Source organism: Larkinella soli (assembly GCF_003703975.1).
GTDB lineage: Bacteria > Bacteroidota > Bacteroidia > Cytophagales > Spirosomataceae > Larkinella > Larkinella soli.
Map to the genome: position 1 here is coordinate 40,749 of NZ_QTJY01000020.1, position 21,155 is coordinate 61,903.

14 protein-coding genes are annotated in these 21,155 nt (G+C 60.6%); 12 read left to right on the forward strand and 2 right to left on the reverse strand.

Annotation, left to right across the window (positions count from 1 at the left end; translation table 11 throughout):
* Positions 1-10: 10 nt before the first annotated feature.
* Positions 11-757 (reverse strand): IclR family transcriptional regulator, encoded by a 747-nt coding sequence (locus DX909_RS25600; protein ID WP_128548095.1) that lies wholly within the window; start codon positions 755-757, stop codon positions 11-13.
* Between the two features lie 265 nt (positions 758-1,022).
* Between DX909_RS25600 and DX909_RS25605 the strand changes: the two genes are divergently transcribed.
* The 11 genes from DX909_RS25605 (at position 1,023) to DX909_RS25655 (ending at position 18,610) form a co-directional block, all read left to right on the forward strand.
* Positions 1,023-4,019, forward strand: coding sequence for a SusC/RagA family TonB-linked outer membrane protein (locus DX909_RS25605; RefSeq protein WP_128548096.1), 2,997 nt, complete (start codon positions 1,023-1,025; stop codon positions 4,017-4,019).
* 34 nt (positions 4,020-4,053) lie between these two features.
* Positions 4,054-5,538: a RagB/SusD family nutrient uptake outer membrane protein gene (locus DX909_RS25610; RefSeq protein ID WP_128548097.1), complete on the forward strand. Its 1,485-nt coding sequence runs from the start codon at positions 4,054-4,056 to the stop codon at positions 5,536-5,538.
* A gap of 95 nt (positions 5,539-5,633) precedes the next feature.
* Positions 5,634-6,977 (forward strand): endo-1,4-beta-xylanase, encoded by a 1,344-nt coding sequence (locus DX909_RS25615; protein WP_229311194.1) that lies wholly within the window; start codon positions 5,634-5,636, stop codon positions 6,975-6,977.
* 42 nt (positions 6,978-7,019) lie between these two features.
* On the forward strand, positions 7,020-8,210 hold the full coding sequence (locus DX909_RS25620; protein WP_128548098.1) for an enolase C-terminal domain-like protein: 1,191 nt from the start codon (positions 7,020-7,022) through the stop codon (positions 8,208-8,210).
* A gap of 20 nt (positions 8,211-8,230) precedes the next feature.
* Positions 8,231-10,759: a hypothetical protein gene (locus tag DX909_RS25625; RefSeq protein WP_128548099.1), complete on the forward strand. Its 2,529-nt coding sequence runs from the start codon at positions 8,231-8,233 to the stop codon at positions 10,757-10,759.
* Positions 10,760-10,784: 25 nt separating this feature from the next.
* Positions 10,785-11,789: a mannonate dehydratase gene (locus DX909_RS25630; protein WP_128548100.1), complete on the forward strand. Its 1,005-nt coding sequence runs from the start codon at positions 10,785-10,787 to the stop codon at positions 11,787-11,789.
* Positions 11,786-12,931 (forward strand): ABC transporter substrate-binding protein, encoded by a 1,146-nt coding sequence (locus DX909_RS25635; RefSeq protein WP_164851407.1) that lies wholly within the window; start codon positions 11,786-11,788, stop codon positions 12,929-12,931. The genes DX909_RS25630 and DX909_RS25635 overlap by 4 nt, the downstream gene beginning before the upstream one ends.
* A complete protein-coding gene (locus DX909_RS25640) occupies positions 12,915-13,703 on the forward strand; it encodes an SDR family NAD(P)-dependent oxidoreductase (protein ID WP_128548102.1) in 789 nt (262 codons plus the stop codon). The genes DX909_RS25635 and DX909_RS25640 overlap by 17 nt, the downstream gene beginning before the upstream one ends.
* Positions 13,704-13,714: 11 nt before the next feature.
* The gene (locus DX909_RS25645; RefSeq protein WP_128548103.1) at positions 13,715-16,594 is read left to right on the forward strand and encodes a glycoside hydrolase family 2 protein; all 2,880 of its coding nucleotides are present in this window, start codon (positions 13,715-13,717) and stop codon (positions 16,592-16,594) included.
* Positions 16,595-16,598: 4 nt separating this feature from the next.
* Positions 16,599-17,876 carry an MFS transporter gene (locus DX909_RS25650; RefSeq protein ID WP_128548104.1) on the forward strand — a complete coding sequence of 426 codons (1,278 nt, stop codon included), beginning with the start codon at positions 16,599-16,601 and terminating at the stop codon, positions 17,874-17,876.
* A 20-nt stretch (positions 17,877-17,896) separates the two neighbouring features.
* The gene (locus DX909_RS25655) at positions 17,897-18,610 is read left to right on the forward strand and encodes an RraA family protein (RefSeq protein WP_128548105.1); all 714 of its coding nucleotides are present in this window, start codon (positions 17,897-17,899) and stop codon (positions 18,608-18,610) included.
* A 223-nt stretch (positions 18,611-18,833) separates the two neighbouring features.
* Here the strand turns inward: DX909_RS25655 and DX909_RS25660 are convergent, their stop codons facing one another.
* The gene (locus DX909_RS25660; RefSeq protein ID WP_164851408.1) at positions 18,834-19,358 is read right to left on the reverse strand and encodes a c-type cytochrome; all 525 of its coding nucleotides are present in this window, start codon (positions 19,356-19,358) and stop codon (positions 18,834-18,836) included.
* Between the two features lie 431 nt (positions 19,359-19,789).
* Between DX909_RS25660 and DX909_RS25665 the strand changes: the two genes are divergently transcribed.
* Positions 19,790-21,136 carry an NAD(P)/FAD-dependent oxidoreductase gene (locus DX909_RS25665; RefSeq protein WP_128548107.1) on the forward strand — a complete coding sequence of 449 codons (1,347 nt, stop codon included), beginning with the start codon at positions 19,790-19,792 and terminating at the stop codon, positions 21,134-21,136.
* The last annotated feature ends 19 nt before the right edge of the window (positions 21,137-21,155 follow it).

A 21,155-nucleotide genomic window follows, 5' to 3' on the forward strand; every position in this document is an offset into this window, starting at 1 on the left:
CTGAAACCGATCAATTCCCTCCGGCCGACAAACCGCCACTGATCCGCTCCGCCGTCTGCCGGAGGTGATCGATGACCAAAGCGGCTTTTTCGGGCGTGTGGCGGTATGTGGGCAGATAGACGCTCAGACTGGCCACTACTTCCTGCTGCCGATACACCCCGACCGCATACCCGACCACCTGACGCGGACTTTCCTGGAAGGCGTAGCCCCGCTGCCGGACGGCCTGAATCTGCGCGTAAAAAGCCGGCTCGGAAGCGGCTTCTTCCCAAAGGTCGGTGGTCGGCAACCCATAGCGGTTCTTGAATTTAACCAGTTCGGCATCGTTCAGCAGGCTGACCAGCAGGCGCCCTGAGGCCGAATCGTAGGCGTGTTTTTCGTTGGCGGTCTGAACCTGAAGCGGCTGGTCGCACAGCTCGCGGTGAATGATGAGCCGCTGATCGCCGTTCAATACCGCCAGCAGGCAGCTCTCCTCCAGCCGGCGGGACAATTCGGCCATGGCCGGGCGGGCCTCTTCCAGAATGTCTTTCCGATAGGCGGTGTTGCCCGTCAGCCAGTAGGCCCGTGATCCTAAGCAATAGCCTTTTTTGGGGCCCGCCTGATCGAGATACCGCCGGCTCACCATGGTCTTCATGATGTTGGCACAGGTGCCGGGATTCAATCCGGCCGCTTCGGCAACCTCCGTCAGCGTTTTGGGCCGATTCCCCTCCGAAGCTACAAATTCCAGAATGTCAAACGCCCGGTTGATAACCTGAATCATCTTCTTACAATTTTATATTGTAAAATTAATCAAATAATTAGCAAACGCAATAGGAGAGGCAACTAATTTCTTGGGAATGGAACGGCTTCGTCTCAAATAGGCCGTTATTTCCACAAACTCCAAAAAAAGGCACCCTTTCGCTTTTAAACGCATTTAACTCTGCAAAGAAAAAATACCGTTTTATTTGGATTGCTCATTTTCTATCTATACCATTATGTCATTATTGATTTCAATTTTATATAATTGAAAACACTCCCTTAAATACATGGTCAAATTTACTAACTTCCTGTACTGCCTGTGTCTCCTGCTGATCCTATCAGGCAGCGGTCTCGCCCAGTCCCTCACGCTGACGGGGCGGGTGACGAACGGCCCGGGCCGCGATCCGCTCCCGGGCGTCAACGTATCGGTGGAGGGAACCACCGTCGGAACGACCACCGACGCCGAGGGAACCTACCGGCTCAACCTGCCTTCAGCGAATCGCACGGTGGTTTTCTCCTATATCGGCTACGTCTCCCAGCGCGTGGAAGTGGGCAGCCGGACCCAGATCGACATTGCGATGGAAGAGGACAACAAATCGCTCAGCGAAGTAGTGGTCGTGGGGTACGGCACGGTGCGGAAAAGTGACCTGACCGGCTCGCTGGCGTCGGTGAAACCAAAGGAACTGACCGCCTTCCCGACGACGAGCGTCGTGCAGGCCCTGGCGGGCCGGGCACCGGGCGTTCAGGTGATTCAGAACAACGGGTCGCCGGGAGCGCCCGTCAGCGTCCGGATTCGGGGCACCAACTCCATCCAAGGCAACAACGAACCGCTGTACGTGATCGACGGCTTTCCCTTTTCGGGCAACCCGAACCTGCTCAACAACGCCGACATCGAAAGTATCGAAATTCTGAAAGATGCCTCGGCCACGGCCATCTACGGCTCCAGGGGGGCCAACGGCGTGGTGCTGATCACCACCAAACGCGGCAAGGCGGGCCGGACCCAGGTCAACTACGAAGGGTCCTACAGCCACCAGACCCTCCGGAAGAAACTCGACCTGCTCAGCCCGCAGGAATACGTCGCCTTCTACAACGAGCAGGCCGTCAACGACGGATTGTCGCCCTACTTCAACGCGCAGCAGATCCAGCAGGTGGCCGCCCTTGGTGCCGGAACCGACTGGCAGGACGTGGTCATGAAGCCGGCCCCGCTGCACAACCATGCCATTAACGTCAGCGGAGGCTCGGAAAAGACCCAGTTTTCGATCGGCGGCAGCCTGCTCAAACAGGGCGGCATCATCGTCAACAGCAACTTCGACCGGTATGCGCTGCGGGCCAACGTCAACCACGACATCAGCCCTAAATTCAGCCTGTCGTACAGCACGAACCTGAGCCGGATTCAGACCAACCGGAAAAATACGTCCATCGGCAACCGGGGCAGCGGCCTCATCACGGCGATGATTTCCGCCCCGCCGACGCTCTCCCCCTACAACGACGACGGCACTTACCGCAACCTCTCGACGGCCTACCCGTTCATTTCCAACGTGATGGTCAACCCGCTGAACTTCCTGGAGCAGCAGTCCGACGTGCTGCGGTCGAACCGGGTGCTGGCTAATGCGGCCGTTACCTACAAACCGGTGGCGGGTCTGTCGATCCGGATTTCGGGCGGGGTCGAAAACGCCGACGACCGCACCGACGGCTACACTACCCGGCAGTTCGTCAACTCGCAGGGGACGGCCGGCATCGGTACGCAGCAATACGTCAGTCTGCTCAACGAAAACGTGGTCAGCTACGTCCGCGACATCGGGCGGCACAGCCTCTCGGTCACCGGCGCCCTGACCTATCAGGACTTTAAAACCACGGGACTCAGCGCGTCGGGCAGCGGGTTTGTCAGCGACATCAGCGAAACCTACGACCTGGCCGCGGCCGCCCTGTTCAATACGCCTGAAACCCGCTATACCTTTTCCACCCTGCTTTCTTATCTGGGCCGGGTCAATTACAGCTTCAATAACCGCTACCTGCTCACGGCCTCGTTCCGCGCAGACGGCTCATCGCGCTACAGCGAAGGAAATAAATGGGGGTATTTCCCCTCGGCCGCCCTGGCCTGGCGGGTGACCGAAGAAGCCTTCATGAAGCAAGTACCGTTCATTTCGGACCTCAAGATCCGGGCAGGTTTCGGGGCCACGGGCAGCCAGGCCATCAGCCCCTATGCCACCCTGAACAGCCTCAGCTCCGGCAAGACCGTGTTCGACGACGCCCTCTTCACGACCTATGCGCCCGGCACCCGGCTTCCGGGAAACCTCAGGTGGGAGACGACCGTGCAGACCGACATCGGGATCGATGCCGCCTTCCTCAACAACCGCCTTCGCCTGACGGCCGACTATTACGTGAAAAACACCCGCGATCTCCTCAACAGCGTGCAGTTGCCTTCGTCGCTGGGCTATACCAGCACCATCCGGAACGTGGGTGAAATTCAGAACCGGGGCCTTGAACTGAGTCTGGACGCCGGCCTGTTCAGCGGGGGCGCCGACCGGGCCGGGTTCCGCTGGGACGTTTCGGCCAACATCGCCTTCAACCGGAACAAGGTGGTGAAACTCTACAACGGGCAGGACATCAACGGAACGGCTTTTTTTGTCGGTCCGCTGAACGACTTTGTCAATATCCTGCGGGAGGGCCAGCCACTGGGCGTCTTTTACGGATACCGACAGGACGGATACACCGACAAGGGCAACCTCAAATACGCCGACCTGAACGCCGACGGGGCCATCAACGCCAAGGACAAGACCTACCTCGGCGACCCGAACCCGGATTTCATCTACGGCTTCAATTCGACCATGGCCTTCCGGGGCTTCGAACTGACCGCCTTCTTCCAGGGATCGCAGGGCAACGACATCTTCAATCTGAACCTCAACCAGACGCTCGACCTGAACTTCGGTATGAACATGCCCCGCGATATGGTCGGCAATACCTGGACGCCCACCAATCCGAATGCGAAGTACCCCCGGATCAGCCGGACCATCGCCGGGAACATCTCCGACCGGTTCGTGGAAGACGGCTCCTACCTGCGGCTGCGGAACATCCAGCTGGCCTATAACCTGCCGGCCTTCCGGGGTCTGCGCTCGGCGCAGGTGTACGTGAGCGGCCAGAACCTGCTCACCCTGACGAAGTATTCCTGGTATGACCCCGAAATCAACACCTACGGCTCCGGCAACAGCATCAACCTCGGCATCGACCACTACAGCTATCCCACCATGAAAGCCGTGACCGTCGGCGTACGGCTGGGCTTCTAAAGTCGCTACATTCACTCTGTTGTTCTCGAACCCTATGAAACTCCTCTTCCATTCTCCCCTGCGGCAACTGGTATCGCTCCTGCCCGGCGCGGTCCTTTCGCTCCTGCTGCTGGCCTCCTGCAAGGATACCCTGGTCGAAGCGCCGAAGTCGCTGGCGGCCGAAACGTTCTATAATACCGCTTCCGAAGTCGAAGCCGCGACGAATGCGATCTACGCGGCCCTGCGGCTGGACGGCGCCATGAAAAGCCTCTACCCGATTCAGCAGGAAACCTACTCGGAACTGATCTTCGGGCGGGGCAGCTACGGGCCGCTGAACGACCATACCGGCCTCGACAACACCAACGTCACCCGCGTGGGCCAGATGTGGGACGCCTTTTATCTGGCCATCCGGAACGCCAATCTGGTTATCGAGAACGCGCCGAAGGGAACGTCGCTCACCACCGCCGACAAGAACCGGTATGTGGCGGAAGCCCGGTTTCTGCGGGCCTATACCTATTTCCAGCTGGTGCGCAACTGGGGGCCGGTGCCCCTCCGCACGGAAGCCAACATGCTCGAACCGAACATCAAACGCAGCCCGGTGGAGCCGATTTACCAGCTGATTCAGGAAGACCTGGCGTTTGCCGAAACCAACCTGCCCGACAAGGCCGCCCAGTCCGGACGACCCACCAGATGGTCGGCCAAAACGTTGCTGGCCGACGTGCTGCTGCAGCTCGGCAAGTACGCCGACGTGGTCACGAAGACCGACGAGGTCATCAAATCGGGCCGGTATTCGCTGTTCCAGGTCAAAACCTCGGAAGACTTTCTGGGTCTGTACGGCCCCGACGTGGTGACCACCCCTGAGGAGGTCTGGTATCTGAAGTTCTCGCGGGCCAATAACGAAGGCTGGACGATGGTCATGTTCGCCCATCATCCCGGCGCCCGGTATCACGGGGCGGGCGGCTTCTTCGGCCACTACACCGACCCCACCCTGAACAAAAGCGTGGCCGCCTGGGACGACAAGGACCTGCGTAAAGCCTATAACCTCTATAACTGGAACATCGGGCTCGGCACCACCTCCTACCTGAACCGCAAGTACCGCGACCCCATCGCCACCAACCAGAACGGGGCCGCCAACGACTTCCCGGTCTACCGCTACGCCGATGTGCTGATGATGTATGCCGAAGCCTCCGCCCGGGTGGCCAACGGCCCGACGGCGGCCACTCTCGAAGCGCTGAATCAGGTGCGTCGCCGGGCCTATGGGCTTCCTTCCGGCACACCGTCGGCGGTCGATTACAAACTGGCCGACTATCCCAATCTTCCCTCGTTCATGGATGCCCTGATTAAGGAACGGGGCTGGGAGACGATGTACGAAGCCAAACGCTGGCTGGAACTCAAGCGGCTGGGCATCGCCAAACAGTATATCAAAGCCGCCGAAGGCAAGGACGTCGCCGACAAGTTCCTGTTGTGGCCCATCCCGGTTTCCGAACTGAACTACAATACCGCCCTGGACCCGACGAAAGACCAGAATCCGGGGTACTAATCAGGGTGAAAGTGTTTCCAGCCAGGGTAGACTTCAATAGGAATCGGGCAGCCGGCGGTTCAAACCGGCTGCCCGATCAAACACTCGCAGATCGAATGAAAGGATTTCCTGTCTGTCTGATGGTATTGACCTGTACGCTGGTGCAGGCCCAGACCTCCCGTTATGATTCATTGTGGAACGATCCGGCCGTTGAAAAACGGATTCAGGACGGTATCGAGACGAATCGTAAAGGCGATTTTACGCTGGAACTCGTGGATAGCCGGGGGAAGCCGATCCGGAATGCCACGGTCGAAATTCGACAGCGGAAGCATGCCTTTCAGTTTGGAGCCAATATTTTCATGCTGAACGGCTTCCCGACCGAGGCCGAAAACCGACGGTACGAAGCCACGTTCATGTCGCTGTTCAATACCGCCTGTGTGCCTTTTTACTGGAAAACTCTGGAGCCTGAACCGGGGAACGTTCGGTTTGCGGCCAACAGCACGCCCATCTACCGCCGTCCTCCCCCCGACCCGGTCCTTGCCTTTACCCGGCATAATCAATTGACCGCCAAAGGACACACCCTGGTCTGGGCGCACCCCAAACACGGCACTCCCGACTGGCTTCCTACCGATACGGCCGCCGTAAAACAACTGATTACGAAGCGCATCCGGGAGATCGCCGGTCGGTATGGCACCCGCATCAACACCTGGGACGTCGTCAACGAGGTGCTGCACGACTTTCCGACGCTCCCCATGCCCCGGGAATACGCCCTGTTTGCGTTTCTCGAAGCGCAACGATACTTTCCTGCCGACACGCGCCTGTTTATCAATGAAGTAACGGGCGAGTCGTGGCAGAACTACCATAAGGAATACAGCCCGTATTACCTGCTCATTGAAAATTTACGGGCGAAGGGCGCGCGGATTGGGGGCATTGGACTTCAGTTCCATTTTTTCAGCGAGCAACTGCACGAGGATGTGGCCAACGGTAAAGCCATGCGCCCGGCGGGGCTTTTTCAGGCACTGGACCTGTACGGGCGGTTCGGACTTCCGCTGCACGTTTCGGAAATCACCATCCCGACCTTGCCCAACAACGCCGATGGGCTGGAACGGCAGGCCCGGATGGCGCGCCATTTCTACCGGCTCTGGTTCAGCCACCCGGCGGTCGAAGCGATTATCTGGTGGAATGTCGTCGACGGAACGGCGGTAGCGGGCGAAGATAAGTGGAACGGCGGCCTGGTCAATCGGGACTTTTCGCCCAAACCCGCCTATACGGTTCTGAACGAGCTGATCAACCACGAATGGAAAACGAACCTGACGCTTCGGCAGCAGGATGCGGCTCCCGTCACCTTCCGCGGATTTCACGGGGAATATCTCCTGAAGATAACCACCGGCGGCAGGACGGTCGAGAAGCGGGTAAACCTGGTGAAAGGGCCGTCCCATCACGTAAAAGTCATTTTGTAATACCCTTTTGCAGAAACTCCATCTTTGACGTAAACCGATCGAATGAAAATTATTGACCTACGGACCCGCTGCGTCGCCATTCCGCTGAACGCTCAGCTGCGCCACAACACCGGCGTTCATCCCGGCTATTTTCTCCGGACCATCCTGGAACTCATTACCGACGAAGGGATTGTGGGCCTGGGCGAAGTGGGCGGGGGCGATCAGCGCGGGGCGTTGCAGAAGCTGAAACCGCGCATCCTCGGCGAAGACCCGTTCCATCTGGAGAAGATCAAGCTGAAAGTGCTGCGGAGCATCTATTACCTCTCCAATGCCCGGCTGTATGCCGCCATCGAAATGGCCTGCCTCGACATCCAGGGCAAGGCGATGAACCGGCCTCTCAGCGACCTGCTCGGCGGGCGGGTTCGCGACGAAGTGCCGTTCATCGCCTACCTGTTCTGGCGCTACGACCGGCCGCAGGGGGGCCACGACGAAACCGCCGAGGACATGGCCGACCTCTGCCAGGAACTGCACGAAACGCTGGGCGTGCGGGCCATGAAGCTGAAAGCCGGTGTCATGGCTCCCAAAGAGGAAGTCCGGGTGCTGGAACTGTGCCGCGACCGGCTGGGCGACGACTTCGGCCTGCGCATCGACCCCAACGGCGTGTGGTCGGTCGCCACGGCCGTGCAGATGGGCCACCGCATGGAAGACCTGCACCCCGAATACTTCGAGGACCCCGCCTGGGGCCTGGAGGGCAATGCGGCCGTCCGGAAGCAGGTCCGCATTCCGGTCGCCACCAATATGTATCCCGCCCGGTTCGACGACCTCGGCCCGGCCATCCGGCTCGGGGCCGTCGACATCGTGCTGACCGACCTTCACTACTGGGAAGGGCCCCGGGGCGTCAAGGACCTCGTGGCGGTCTGCAACACCTTCAACCTCGGCGTCGCCATGCACAGCGGGGCCGAGTTCGGCATCGAGCTGGCGGCCATGATCCATACGGCGGCCACCCTTCCGACCATGACGTTCGCCGGCGACGCCCACTACCACTACCTCACCGACGACATCATCGAAGGCGGCCCGATGAAGTACGAGAACGGCGCCATCCGGGTGCCGACCGGTCCGGGGCTGGGCGTCAGCCTGGACGAAGACAAGATGAAGCGTTACGAAAAATACTACGAGGAAAAGGGCGACTATTACGCCCGCTTCCACCAGGACCCCTACCGCCCCGACTGGTTTCCGACCGTCAGCGGCATTTAACGGTATTCCCCGAACGAAAGATGCGATATCTGACCATAGCCCTGTTTCTGCTGCTGTCCGCCTTCCGGCCGGGCCTGACCCAGTCGGTCAGCCTGTCCGTGACCGATCATGTCATCGACCTCACCCGGTTCGACTGGCGTTTTGTGGCTCTCGCCCCCAACCCGGCGTCTACCCTGAAGGAAGTCGACGCCCGGACGGACTGGCGTCCGATCCGGGTCGGGAAGCGCTGGGAGTTTCTGGGCCATCCCGAACTGAAGGACCAGACCGTCTGGGTCAAATTCACCTTCCGGGTACCGGCCGCCCTGAAGGCCTACCGGGTCGGCTTTTTCGCCACCATGATTGACGACGAAGGTGCGGTGTATCTCAACGGCCGCCCGGCGGGCCGGTTCAAATACCTGACCGGGGGCAAGGTGCCCCATCCCGTCGATATCGATTTGACGCCCTACCTCGACTATGACGGCGAAAACACCCTACTGGTCGAGATTCGGGATGCGGTTACGCAGCGGATGGGGGGCATCATCGGCAGCGCCTGTCTGTACAAAACCCTGCCCAACACCCTGACCGCCGACGGCGGCATCGGACTGGCCGCCCCGGCCGACGAGCCGCTGGGTGTGCTGCTGCACCAGGGCGATGCGCGGCTGGTGCAGGGCGAACGGCAAACCTTCACCGCCGGGCAACTGGCGGGCCTGCGTACCCCGCCGTCCATTCTGCGGGGAGATGAACTGATCATCGTCGCTCCGGCCCGGCACCTGCCCGCCACCCGGCTCCGGGTGGACCTGGATGCCGTCCAGCCGACTTCAGCCGACGACTCGCTGACGCTGACGAGCCAGCCCCTGCCGGCCACGGTGGGACTGTATGAACTGCTCCGGATTCCGGTGGAGGTGCGGGGCACCTTCCGCAATCCCTTCGATCCGAAACAGATCAGCGTGACGGCCGTCATCGAGACGCCCTCGGGACGGATCGAGAAGGTGAACGCCTTTTTCGGGCAGGATTTCGAGCCGGTCGGCCTGAACGCCGAGGAGGAAATTCTGCTGCCGTTGAAGGGCAACCCGTGGAAGCTTTATTACCGGCCCCGCCAGAAAGGGCGGCACAAGGTGGAACTGTTCGCCCAGGACCGTCACGGCCTGAAGCGCATCGAAGCCGGTAGTTTCGAGGCCGTTTCCTCCGAGGCCCGGGGCTACCTCCGCAAAAGCGCCGTCGACCCCCGGCTGTATGAATTCGACAACGGCGAGCCGTATTTCGGACGGGGACCGAGCGGCTGGTTCCGGGGCAGCCGGTTTCTGTTCGGCGGCAATATCCGCTGGGTGCCCTATAAACTGCTGGACGAATACTACGACCGCAAGCAGGCCAACGGCAGCAATTTCGAATACCTGGCCACCTTCCATTTCGGAACCCTCTACCTAAAAGACGGTTTCATCGACCAGCACGTCGCCTGGAAGATGGAACAGGCCCTCCGGAGCATGGAACGTCACGGCCTGTACTGGATCGTGTTCCATGACGGGGTTCTCCGCTCCTACCAGAACGGGTTTGAAACGCTGCCCTATTCGACCGCCCAGGGCGGCCCCTGCCGCACGATCAACGAGGTGTATACCCACCCGGTGGCGCTCGAAATGCAGAAAAACGAACTCCGCTACATGGTAAGCCGGATGGCCGACAGCCCCTCGCTCTGGCTCTGGAACTGTGGCGACGAATCACAGCCCGGCACCCGGCTCTCGAAGGTCATGGTCCGCGACTGGCTGAAGGAACTGCACGGTTTTATCCGGCAGACCGATATTTATGAACACTCGCATTCCATCGGAGAATATGAACTGGCCGTTCTGAACGGCGGGGACGTGGTCCTGCTGGGCGACTGGTATTACCACAACGACAACCGGGGCGATGAGTACGACCAGCTCTGCAACGGCGAGAAGAGCCGGGATGCCGTCGCCTATAATCTCTGTCTGCAGGAAAAATTCCGGGACTGGAAAATTCCGGTCGTCAACATCGAGGGCGGTATTTGCCAGTGGGAGAATTTCTCCTGGCTCAGTGGCGAGAAGTATAAAAAGTTTCCGGAAGCCATCGACTTTCATCAGCACCTGTGGCTCAGCCTGTTCACCAAAATGGCGGCCGGCGGCACCGAGTGGCTCAACCAGGCGCTGGACGAGATGAACGAACTGTACCATGCGAAAGCCGTCGAAAACTACCTCCGGGGAGAGCCGCTGACGCGGGTGTTCCATGAACCGGTCGCACCGGCGGTGTCGGACCCGGGGTTGCAGGCCTTCGGATTGCAGACCGACCGCAAAACCCTGGTCTGGGTCAACAACCGGTTCTATAGCTGGTACCACATCGGGGTGGAGAAAAAAGCGCCGGTTCCGGTGCGGAACGCCCGGCTGGCGCTGTCCGTCAAACAGCCGGGCACCTATCGGGTCGAAGTCTGGGATACCCGGAAAGGCGTCGTGGTGGGAACCTCCTCCCTGAACGCCGAAAACCGGACCCTCACCATCCCCCTTCCCGAAGTGGACAAGGATGTAGCGCTCAAGATCGCCCGTCTGCAACCGCCCGCCCGTTAACGAACCACCTCTTTCCGAACCGATCATGCGCCCTGCCTTAGACCTGTTTTTTCCACCCACCCCCGAACAGCTGACGTTCGCCAAACAGATCGGCGTGGACGACGTCGTCCTGTTCGGTACCAGCCTCGAATCCTGGTCCGAGCTGTCGTTCAAGAACCTGATTGCCATCCGAAACCGGGTAGAGGACGCCGGCCTGCGCCTGTTTTCCATCGAAACCTTCCCGGCCCGCTTCTACGACCGGATCATGCTCGGCAAACCGGCCGGGACCGAGCAGTTGCGGGCCTACCAGGAAGCCGTCGACAACATGGGCCGGGCCGGCATCCGGCACCACAGCTACAACTGGATGCCGACGGGCGTCTGGCGAACCACCTACAGCCACCGGCTGCGGGGCGGTGCGCGCGGCATTGCCTTCAATCAGGCCGACATCGATCGGGCGCCCCTGAGCTTCGACCGGGTCTATGAGGAAGAGGAGTTCTGGGACCATTACAGCCGGTTCATCACCGAACTGCTGCCGGTGGCCGAGAGCGCCGACGTGAAGCTGTCCGTCCACCCGAACGACCCGCCCATCGCCAGCATCGGGGGCGTCCCGCAGTTGTTCCGGTCGCGGGAGGCTTTCGACCGGGCGTTGGCCCTTCGCCCCTCCGGCCACCACGGGCTGACGTTCTGCCTCGGGGGCTGGTCGGCCATGGGCTTCGGCGCCACGATGGCCGATGTAATCCGGGCCTACGGACCGCAGGGCAAACTGCATTATGTTCATTTCCAGTCCCATAACGGCGTGCCGCCTTTCTTCTCCGAAAACTTCGCCGAACTGGCCGATTACAACCCGTTCGCCGTGGTCCGGGCGTTGCAGGAAGTCGGGTTCGACGGGGTGATGATCCCCGGCCACGTGCCGCAGCTCGACGGCGATTCGGAATGGCGGAACACCTACACGGTCAGCGACGCCCGCTATACCCACCCCATGGGCGGCCACCGGGCACGGGCCTACACCATCGGCTTCATGAAAGGTCTGATCTCGGCATTGAACGCATGAAAACCCTACGCGGCATCACCTGGAACCACACGCGCGGCTACGCTCCCCTGGCCGTCACCTCGAAGGTCTGGAACGACTTCCACCCCGAGGTCAGTATTCACTGGGACATCCGGTCGCTCCAGTCGTTCGGGGAGGAAGGGCTGGACACCCTGGTGCGGCAATACGACCTGCTGCTGATCGACCATCCGTTTATCGGGACGGTCGCCCGTTCGCGTCTGTTCGTACCGCTGGACGACCATCTGCCGGCCTCCGACCTGGCCCTGCTCCGCAGCCGGACCGTGGGCGCTTCGTTCGGCAGTTACGAGTACGGCGGCCACCTGTGGGCACTGCCGGTCGATGCGGCCGCGCAGGGGTCTGTGGCCCGCCGGGACTGGTTCGAGCGCGAAAACCGGCCGCTTCCCGCCAACTGGAACGAGGTGCTCGAACTCGCCCGGGAAACGGGCAAAGTCGCCATGCCGATGGCTCCCATGGGTTTGCTGGGAGCGTTCTTCTCGCTGTATGCCAACCAGTTCGCTCCGCCGTTTCAGGATGAGGAGTGGGCCATGGACGACGAAAAAGCCGTTTTTGTCATCAATCAGCTGTCGGCCTTGTATGACCTCATCGGCTCCGACGCTCTGAACCAATACCCGGTGGCCCTGCTGAACCGGATGGGCCAAACCGACGAGCTGGTCTATATGCCGATCACGTTCGGCTATGCCAACTACGGCATGGCCGGGTATGTCCGGCACCCGCTGACGTTCGGCCCCCTGCCCGGCGCCCGGCCCGACGGAGCCACGCTGGGCGGGGTAGGGCTGGCCGTGTCGGCCTCCTGCGAGCACCTCGACGTGGCAGTGGCCTACAGCCGCTGGGTCGCCGGTCCGGAATGCCAGTCGACGCTGTATCCGCTGAGTGGCGGGCAACCCGCCGGACGGGTTGCCTGGGACAGCCCCCTGCTGAACGAGCTGACCCACCAGTTCTACCGCAACACCCGCGAAACCGTTGAACGGGCGTTTGTGCGGCCCCGGTTCGACGGTTTCCATGACTTTCAGTCCAAAGCCGCCCGGCTCCTGCAACGGAGCCTGATAGGCGATCTCCAGCCCGGAACCGTTATCCGGCAATGGCAATCCTTTTATTCTGCCGCCTACTATGCGTTTAATTCATAAAAAAGCCCTCGTTACGGGCGCGTCTCAGGGAATCGGGCGGGCCATCGCCCTGCGGCTGGCCCAGGACGGCTGCACGGTGGTCGTGCATTATCACCACAACCGAGAGGATGCCGAGGACGTCGCCGGACTGATCCGGGCCGCCGGAAGCACCGCCCACCTGCTCCAGGCCGATCTGGCCGATGCCGCCCAGGCCGTGCGGCTGGGTGAGCAGGCATGGACCGTCGCCGGGGGGCTGGATTTCCTGATCAACAATGCCGGAGTCTCCTACAAAAAGCACTTCCTGGACGTCACGGAGGAGGATTTCACCCGGTTTTCGGACCTCAATTTCAAAGGAACGACGTTCCTGACCCAGGCCGTCGCCCGGAAAATGGTGAAAGCGCGGGTGGAAGGAAGTATTTACACGATCACCTCGGTGAACGGCATCCGGCCAGGTCTGGGCCTGTCGTTGTACGGAGCCACCAAAGGCGCCCTGGAAACCCTGATGAAAGGCGTTGCGATGGAACTGGGGCCGCACGGCATCCGGGTCAATACCGTCGCCGTCGGGGCAATCGAAACCGACATGAACCGGGCGGTTTGGGAAGACCCCGACCGGCTCCGGGAAGTCAACGAAGGCATCCCGGCCGGGCGGTTCGGCCGGCCCGACGAGGTGGCGGCCGTGATCGCCGACCTGCTGGCGTCGGGCAGCTACCTCACCGGCGCGACCATTACCCTCGACGGCGGACTCCTGCTCATGCGGGGCTACGGCAAACCGGGCCATTATGAAGAACCTTAACCTTTTATGTCATGAAAAAACTGCTTTTTCTCGTGTTGGGTCTGTTCGTCGGTCAGGCGGCCGGGGCGCAGTCCGCGCCTGAAGCGAAGAAACTCTGGAGCCCCTACCGCATCACGCCCCGCCAGGGCGCCCAGCACCTCGATCTGTCGGGCAGCGGCTGGGAGCTGTCGTATGCCGACCAGCCGGTTGCGGACCTCCGCCAGCCCCGTCAGGGAGCCTTCCCGACCAGCGTGCCGAACTCGGTACACTGGTCGCTGCACAAGGCCGGCAAACTGCCGCATCCGTATTACGCCCGCCATTCCACGAAATACCGCTGGGTGGAGGAAAAAGCCTGGTACTATAAAAAATCGTTCGACCTGCCTGCCTCGCCCGAGGGCAGCTACGTGTTCCTGTGTTTCGACGGGGTCGATTATTTCTCGAAAGTCTGGGTGAACGACAGCCTGGCCGGGGTCCATGAGGGGATGTTCGGCGGGCCGTCGGTCGAGGTCAGCCGCCTGCTCAAACCGGGTCAGAAAAACGAAATCACCGTGGAGGTGCGGGCGGGCAACTGGGGAAACCGTGCTACCGATTACGAAAACCTCCCCCGGACGGCTTCGGGCGAGTTCGACTATTCGAAACGAACGGGCTTCAACCCCCGCGCCAGCGGCCGGATCATCAAGCCCTGGGTCATTTCGGGCGGCTCCGGCGGGGAAGCCTTCTTTACCGTCGGCATGTGGCAGGGCGTCCGGCTCGAAATCGTGCCGCCGATCCATCTCGAACGGCCGTACCTGACGACGAAAAGCGTGAGCGGCCGGTCGGCGCAGCTTCATCTGTCGGCGGAGCTGTTCGGCCGTGCCCATTCGCTCCAGAAACAGCTTCACCCCTGGAACAACACCCAATTGAACCACCCCAACGAAAAGGGAACGTCCTTCAGGCCGCTGGCCGACAAGCTGAGCGTTCTGGTCGAGTTCACCTTCGGCGGAGGCACCGCCCTGACGAAAGAATTTCCCGTCACGGCCTACGAGGGCCGCATCTGGCTCGAAGAAGACCTGAGCCTGCCCGACGCCCGGCTCTGGCAGCCCAACGGACTCGGTGAGCCGAACCTGTACCGGGTCCGCCTGACGCTGAAACAGAACGGCACTCCGGTGGATCGGATCGGCTTCGATTACGGCATCCGGACCATCGAGCGCATGCCGACCGCCGGCCCCCGGATCGCCGACCGCTGGGAAAACTGGCAGTTTATCGTCAACGGGCGCAAACTCTTCGTCAAGGGCATGAACTTCACCCCGCAGGACATCCTGCTCGACCTGCCCGCCGAGCGGTACCGCTGGACGCTCGAAGCCGCCCGGAAAATGGGGGTTCAGCTGGTCCGCATCTGGGGCGGGGGCCTGCTCGAAACCGAGACGTTCTACAAACTCTGCAATGAACTGGGCCTCATGGTCTGGCAGGATTTTCCGATCGGCAATCAGGACACCCCCGACTACCCGCAGGACATCTGGGAGGCCCAGGTGGTTCAGAACATCGTCCGGCTGCGCAACCACCCCTCGCTGGTCGTCTGGAACGGCGGCAATGAGTTCAACCCCTACTCCAGCGGCAACGCCACCTCCATGGGAATCATCGAACGGAACCTCGACATCTTCGACAAAAGCCGGTTTTATGTCCGCACGACGCCCGACGACGGCTCGATGCATGCCTACCCCGACATGGACCCGACCTGGTACAACCGCAGTTACCGCTTCGAGCCCTGGGTATCGGAAACGGGCATGCACAGCATCCCGGAAGCGGGCGTATTCTACGAAACCGTGGACGCCAAGGAGTTTACCGGCCTGGGCAAAATGTGGGACAAAAGCTTCGGCCCCTCGCATCCCGAATTCATCCACCATTTTACCGAGTACGGCCCCGGCCGGGTGCCCCGGATGCTGAGCCGGGCGTCGCACATCTCGGACGTCACCGACCCCACCATCGAAGCCATCTCGGAAGCCTCGCAGGTGGGCGCGGGCGAGTTCTACCAGATCCTTTCGGAGAAGATGCAGGGTAACTATCCGGTCACGGCCGGGCTGATGCCCTGGGTGTTCAAGCGGCACTGGCCCGTGATCGCCATTCAGATGATGGACTGGTTCGGTCAGGCGGCCGCCCCCTATTACTTTCTGAAACGGACCTACGAGCCCACCCACGTCGCCGTGGACCTGCCGCGCCTGCTCTGGAAGGCGGGCGAAACCATCCCGCTCGCCGTTAAGGTCACCCACGCCGGGACGAACGCGCTGCCCGGCACGGTTTCGGTCAGCGTGTGGGATGATGCCTTCCGACCCCTCTGGGCGAAGGAAGTCCGGCTGACGGCCTCGACCGGCCCTTCCGTGACGAGCGCATCGGCGGGCAGCTTTACCATCCCGCCTGCCTACAAAGACCGCTTTCTGTTCATCGTCTCGGAACTGAAGGATGCAGCGGGCAAACTGGTGTCGCGGTCGGTGTATTTCCCTCGCTCCCTCACGAAGATGGACGATAAAGCCTTCTACGACCAGTATCTGGCTGAGCCGATTGCCTGGCCGACGCTGGAGAAGGGCCCCTTCCTGAAACCGACCGTGCAGAAATCGGCGACCCGCCTGGAAAGCCGGCTGCTGTCGATGAAGAAACTGGACGACACCCGCTCGCAGCTGGTGGTGCAGGTCCGCAACACCGGCACCACGCCCGCCTTCATGACCAGGATCGACCTGACCGGGGTGAAAAGGGCGCTGGTGGCCGACGATAACTATTTCTGGCTCGCTCCGGGCGAAAGCCGGAGTCTGTCGGCGGACATCCTCTGGCGGGAAACCCCGGCCGGCAACGTGCAGGTCGTCGTTTCGGCCTGGAATGCTCCGGAAGTGACGGTGCCGCTGGACACCAAATCGGTCTTGATTCAATCCTCAGCCCGATAGCGGTATGGAAAAACCGACTCAGACCCTGCCTCCGGCTCCGGTGCGCCCCGGCTCCCCTGCTCCCTCCGGCCGGATGCGCTGGGAACTGCTGGTGCTGCTCTGGCTGGCCTTCTTCCTGAACCAGGCCGACCGGCAGATTTTCAGCGTCGTGCTGCCGCTCATCCGGGCCGACCTCGGCCTGACGGACGCCGAACTGGGGCTGATTGCCTCCGCGCTGGTGTGGACCTACGGCCTGCTGGTGCCCATCGCGGGTTTCCTCGGCGACCGCTTTTCGCGCCGGAACATCCTGGGGTTCTGCCTGCTGTTCTGGTCGGTGGCGACGCTGTCTACGGGCTTCTGCGCCACCCTGCTTCAGTTCATTCTGCTGCGGGGTGTCGCCACGGGCGGTGGGGAAGCCTTTTATGCGCCCTCCGCCAATGCGCTGCTGGGTGAAACCTATCCCGAAAAACGGGCGTTCGTGCTGTCCATTCACCAGACGGCGGTGTATTTCGGGATCATTCTGAGCGGCCTGATCGCCGGCTACGTGGGCGAACGGTACGGCTGGCAGCGGGCGTTTTATCTTTTCGGCGGGTTCGGAATCCTGCTGGCAGTTCTCTTCTTTTTAAGGATTCCCAAAGATCAAGTGCAGCCCCCGGCGGACGGTGAAACCCGCGCCGGGGTAGGCCGCACCGCCCGGGTGATCGTCCGGAAACCGACGGTCGTGCTGCTGACGCTGGGCTTCGGCTGTATGGTGTTCGTCAACGTCGGCTACCTGACCTGGATGCCTTCGTTTCTGGTCGAAAAGTTCGGGCTGAGCCTGACCCAGGCGGGGTTTTCGTCGCTTTTCTACCACCATCTGGGTGCGTTTCTCGGCGTTCTGTCCGGTGCCCGGATCGCCGACCATTTCGCCCGGACCAACGCCCGCGCCCGGCTGGTGGTCCAGGCGATGGGTCTGCTGCTGGGCGCTCCGTTCATCTACGCGATGAGCCGGGCCGATACCCAGACCATCACCTACGTCGCCCTGTTCGGCTTCGGACTGTTCAGGGGCTGGTATGATTCCAATATCGTGGCCTCCCTCTACGAGGTCGTTCCGGCCCGGATGCGCTCCTCGGCCTATGGGCTGATGCTGGCCTGCGCGTTCCTGATCGGGGCGTCGGCTCCGTACTGGCTGGGCGCGCTGAAACCGACGCTCGGCCTGTCCACCGGCCTGGCCTGCCTGGCCCTCCCCTATCTGCTGGGAAGCCTGTTCATCGGGACGGCCGCCTTCCGGTATTTTTCCCTGGATCAACAACCTGTTCAATAATCGAAAAAACGTACAACTATATGGAAATCATCGCCAACACCTATCCGGTCCGGAAGCACGCCGTCAACTACGACCCGGCCGAAATTGCCGACCGCTATAAAAAGCTGTATGCGGCTTTAGTCTCCGACGCGCTCGAACACATGGGTTACCACAGCCAGTGCATGGCCAGCGGGATCTATCCGCTGGTCCACACGATGAAGGTGGCCGGGCCGGCCTTCACCGCCCACGGCATCGCCACCCCCAGCCGCGACGAAAAAGTCCACGACATCCGGCTCGGGATGTTCAAGAGCATGACGCCCGGGGTGGTGCAGGTGCGCGATACCCAGGGCGACACCTCCTGCGGGCAGTTCGGTGAGATTTCGGCCACGGCCGCGCACGCGCACGGCTGCGTGGGAGCGGTCATCGACGGCTCGACGCGCGATTCGAACTATCTCATCGACATGGGATTTCCCACCTTCTGCCGGTTCCGGAATCCGGTGGAGGCCTTCGGGCGGTTCATGGTGGTCGATTATCAGATCCCGATCTACGTCAAGGGCATGGACGGGCTGCTGAAGATTCATCCCGGCGACTACATTTTCGGGGATAACGACGGCGTGGTGGTGGTCCCTCAGGAACTGACGATTCCCGTTCTCGAACTGGCCGAAGAATGGTTTGCCAGTGAAGGCCGCAGCCGCCAGGCGATGGCCGAAGGGCGCGACCCGTTCGACGTCTACGCGGAATACGGCCGGTTTTAATTTTTAGGATCGATCCGGACCCCTGAAAGCTTGTTTGGGGAAGCGTTTTTGCTCCCAGATCGGATGGTTATCCGGGAGAACAAGGGCCGCCGGACCACCCCCGGCCCCCTCCTAAAACAGGAGGGGGAGTGCGCTGCCCGATTCAAACCCTGCGGTGCCACCCCCTCCTTGGTAAGGCGGGGTCGGACCGGCGCTCCGGCCGGGGGGTGGTCCGGCGGCCCGGTTATTTTCCGCGAACATAGAGAAACCCCTGCGGGGGTTTGGAATTGGGGGGATTGGTTCCCCGCAGGCGGTAGATGTAGTTGGAGACGGCCTGCTGCTCTTCGTCGGTCAGGCTGTGCTTCCAGGCCACCATGGGCGTGTTCGGGATGCCATGCCGGATGGTGCGGAAGATATCCCGAATGCTGCCTCCGTATATCCAGTAATCGTCGGTCAGGTTGGGCCCGACGGCCCCCTCACCCTGGGCGCCGTGGCAGCTGACGCAGCGCGTATCGTATATGGTTTTTCCCTGCTGCAGCACCGCCGGTTCGGATAAAACCGTGACGGTTTCCTCGTCGATGCGGCCGGCTTTCTCCAGCGCCGACAGCCGGTCCGACAGGAGTTGGTAGGCACCCAGCAGGGCGTACCCCGGGACCACATACCCGATCATCCGCAGCCACGGCTTTCGGGACGCCAGCCGGCGCCGGAGCCAGACCAGCAGCCCGGCAAACAGCAGCGGTAAGCCCCAGAACAGTAAAGTATGCAGCATCGGAAAGGTCATGACTTCAGGAAAAAAGGCGTTTTGGAAGGCCGTCCCGGCAGACGGTGACAGGCTCCTCCGGGCCGCTGCGGAATACCGCGGAAAAAGTCTTTCTTATTTAAAACCGGCCCGGGAGTAGTTCGTAAAACTACCGCATAAACGCATACGATGCCCTTATAAAGTTTCTTTGCGGGTCGATAAAGAAGTCGGCTCCGGCTTTGCCCCGCTCACAGGGACCACCGGTATTTTGAGCGCGTAAAAACCACATTTCAGACCTCATTTCGCCACTTTCACCAACTTACCGGCGAAATTTTTTAATTGTACAGGCTAAAGTCGTTAATTTACCGGGAGCGGGCAGAAAAATGCCTCGTAATATCCTTTATCTTAAGCGATTTCGACGAGGGTCTTCGTCAGAGGAAAGCCAACCAAACCGGATACGAATGACAAAACAACTAACCGTAGTTGGAGGGGGCATTACGGGCCTGGCCAGCGCTTACATCGCGGCTCTTAACGGCTATAAGGTTCGTGTTCTGGAGGCCAGTCATTCTTTCGGAGGATTGTTGAATACGTTTCCCATCGGCGGCAACCGGCTTGAACATTATTACCACCATTTTTTTACCCACGATGTGGAGTTGAACTGGCTGGTGAATCAACTGGGTATCGAAGACAAATTAATTTATAAAAAAACGACGATGGGCGTGTATCGGAACGGGACGATCTACCCGTTCAATTCGCCCGTCGATCTCCTTCGTTTCTCCCCCTTATCTCTGCTTGACAAAAGCCGTTTTGCCGCCACGAGCCTGTTCCTTGGGAAGATGGCCCGCTGGGAAGACTATGAAAATATCTCCTGCCTGGAATGGCTATACCGCTATGCGGGAAAGAATACCACCAACTCCTTATGGAAGCCCCTGCTGGATATTAAGTTCGGCCCGTATGCCGGAGAAGTGCCCCTCGCCTGGCTGATCGGCCGGCTACGGCAGCGGATGAATTCCCGGAATCGCGGGGAAGAGAAGCTCGGCTACCTGCAGGGCAGTCTGAATACACTGCTGAATGCCCTTCTGGAAAAGCTGAAAACGCATTCCGTCGAGCTGATCGGAAATACGGTCATCAAAAAACTCCGGGTGGCGGAGGGAAAACTGGTCGGCCTTGAAACGACTAAGGAGACATATTCCGGCGGAGACTATTTATTGACCATTCCAACCAGCTACGCGAAGGACCTGGTTCAGGGCGTCGATCCTGCTCTTTATCAGCAACTTGACAAAATCGAATACTTCGGGGCGGTCTGCGTCATTCTGGATTTAAAAAAACCGCTGAGCCGCACTTACTGGCTGAACGTCGCCGATAGCGGCTTCCCGTTCGGCGGTATTATCGAACATACGAACTTCATTCCGAGCGAGAGTTATAATCACAAACACATCGCCTATCTGTCCCGCTATTATTCGCACCAGGAGCCGATTGCTGCCCAGAGTAATGAGGAGATCATCGATACGATGCTGCCCTATTTAAAGAAAATCTATAAAACTTTTCATCCGGATCTTATCAATGACATCCACGTTTTCCGAACGAAAACGGCCGCGACGGTTTGTCATCTGAATTTTTCCCAAAACGTTCATTCGTATAAATCCTCCGTTCCGCACCTGTGGTTTGCCAACATGGTCCATATTTATCCCGACGAACGCAGTGTCAACAATGCCATCCGGGTATCGGCGGAAGCCTGCCGGGCCATGGGAATGGAAACAACGTTTATACCGGAAGGTAATTCGCTCTCCGGAAAAATCGGCCGATAATCAACCTACTCTATTCGCT

Coding starts and splice junctions, on each gene's coding strand:
- DX909_RS25600 (WP_128548095.1), bottom strand. CDS start 757: ATGATTCAGGTTATCAACCGGGCGTTTGACATTCTGGAATTTGTAGCT.
- DX909_RS25605 (WP_128548096.1), top strand. CDS start 1,023: ATGGTCAAATTTACTAACTTCCTGTACTGCCTGTGTCTCCTGCTGATC.
- DX909_RS25610 (WP_128548097.1), top strand. CDS start 4,054: ATGAAACTCCTCTTCCATTCTCCCCTGCGGCAACTGGTATCGCTCCTG.
- DX909_RS25615 (WP_229311194.1), top strand. CDS start 5,634: ATGAAAGGATTTCCTGTCTGTCTGATGGTATTGACCTGTACGCTGGTG.
- DX909_RS25620 (WP_128548098.1), top strand. CDS start 7,020: ATGAAAATTATTGACCTACGGACCCGCTGCGTCGCCATTCCGCTGAAC.
- DX909_RS25625 (WP_128548099.1), top strand. CDS start 8,231: ATGCGATATCTGACCATAGCCCTGTTTCTGCTGCTGTCCGCCTTCCGG.
- DX909_RS25630 (WP_128548100.1), top strand. CDS start 10,785: ATGCGCCCTGCCTTAGACCTGTTTTTTCCACCCACCCCCGAACAGCTG.
- DX909_RS25635 (WP_164851407.1), top strand. CDS start 11,786: ATGAAAACCCTACGCGGCATCACCTGGAACCACACGCGCGGCTACGCT.
- DX909_RS25640 (WP_128548102.1), top strand. CDS start 12,915: ATGCGTTTAATTCATAAAAAAGCCCTCGTTACGGGCGCGTCTCAGGGA.
- DX909_RS25645 (WP_128548103.1), top strand. CDS start 13,715: ATGAAAAAACTGCTTTTTCTCGTGTTGGGTCTGTTCGTCGGTCAGGCG.
- DX909_RS25650 (WP_128548104.1), top strand. CDS start 16,599: ATGGAAAAACCGACTCAGACCCTGCCTCCGGCTCCGGTGCGCCCCGGC.
- DX909_RS25655 (WP_128548105.1), top strand. CDS start 17,897: ATGGAAATCATCGCCAACACCTATCCGGTCCGGAAGCACGCCGTCAAC.
- DX909_RS25660 (WP_164851408.1), bottom strand. CDS start 19,358: ATGCTGCATACTTTACTGTTCTGGGGCTTACCGCTGCTGTTTGCCGGG.
- DX909_RS25665 (WP_128548107.1), top strand. CDS start 19,790: ATGACAAAACAACTAACCGTAGTTGGAGGGGGCATTACGGGCCTGGCC.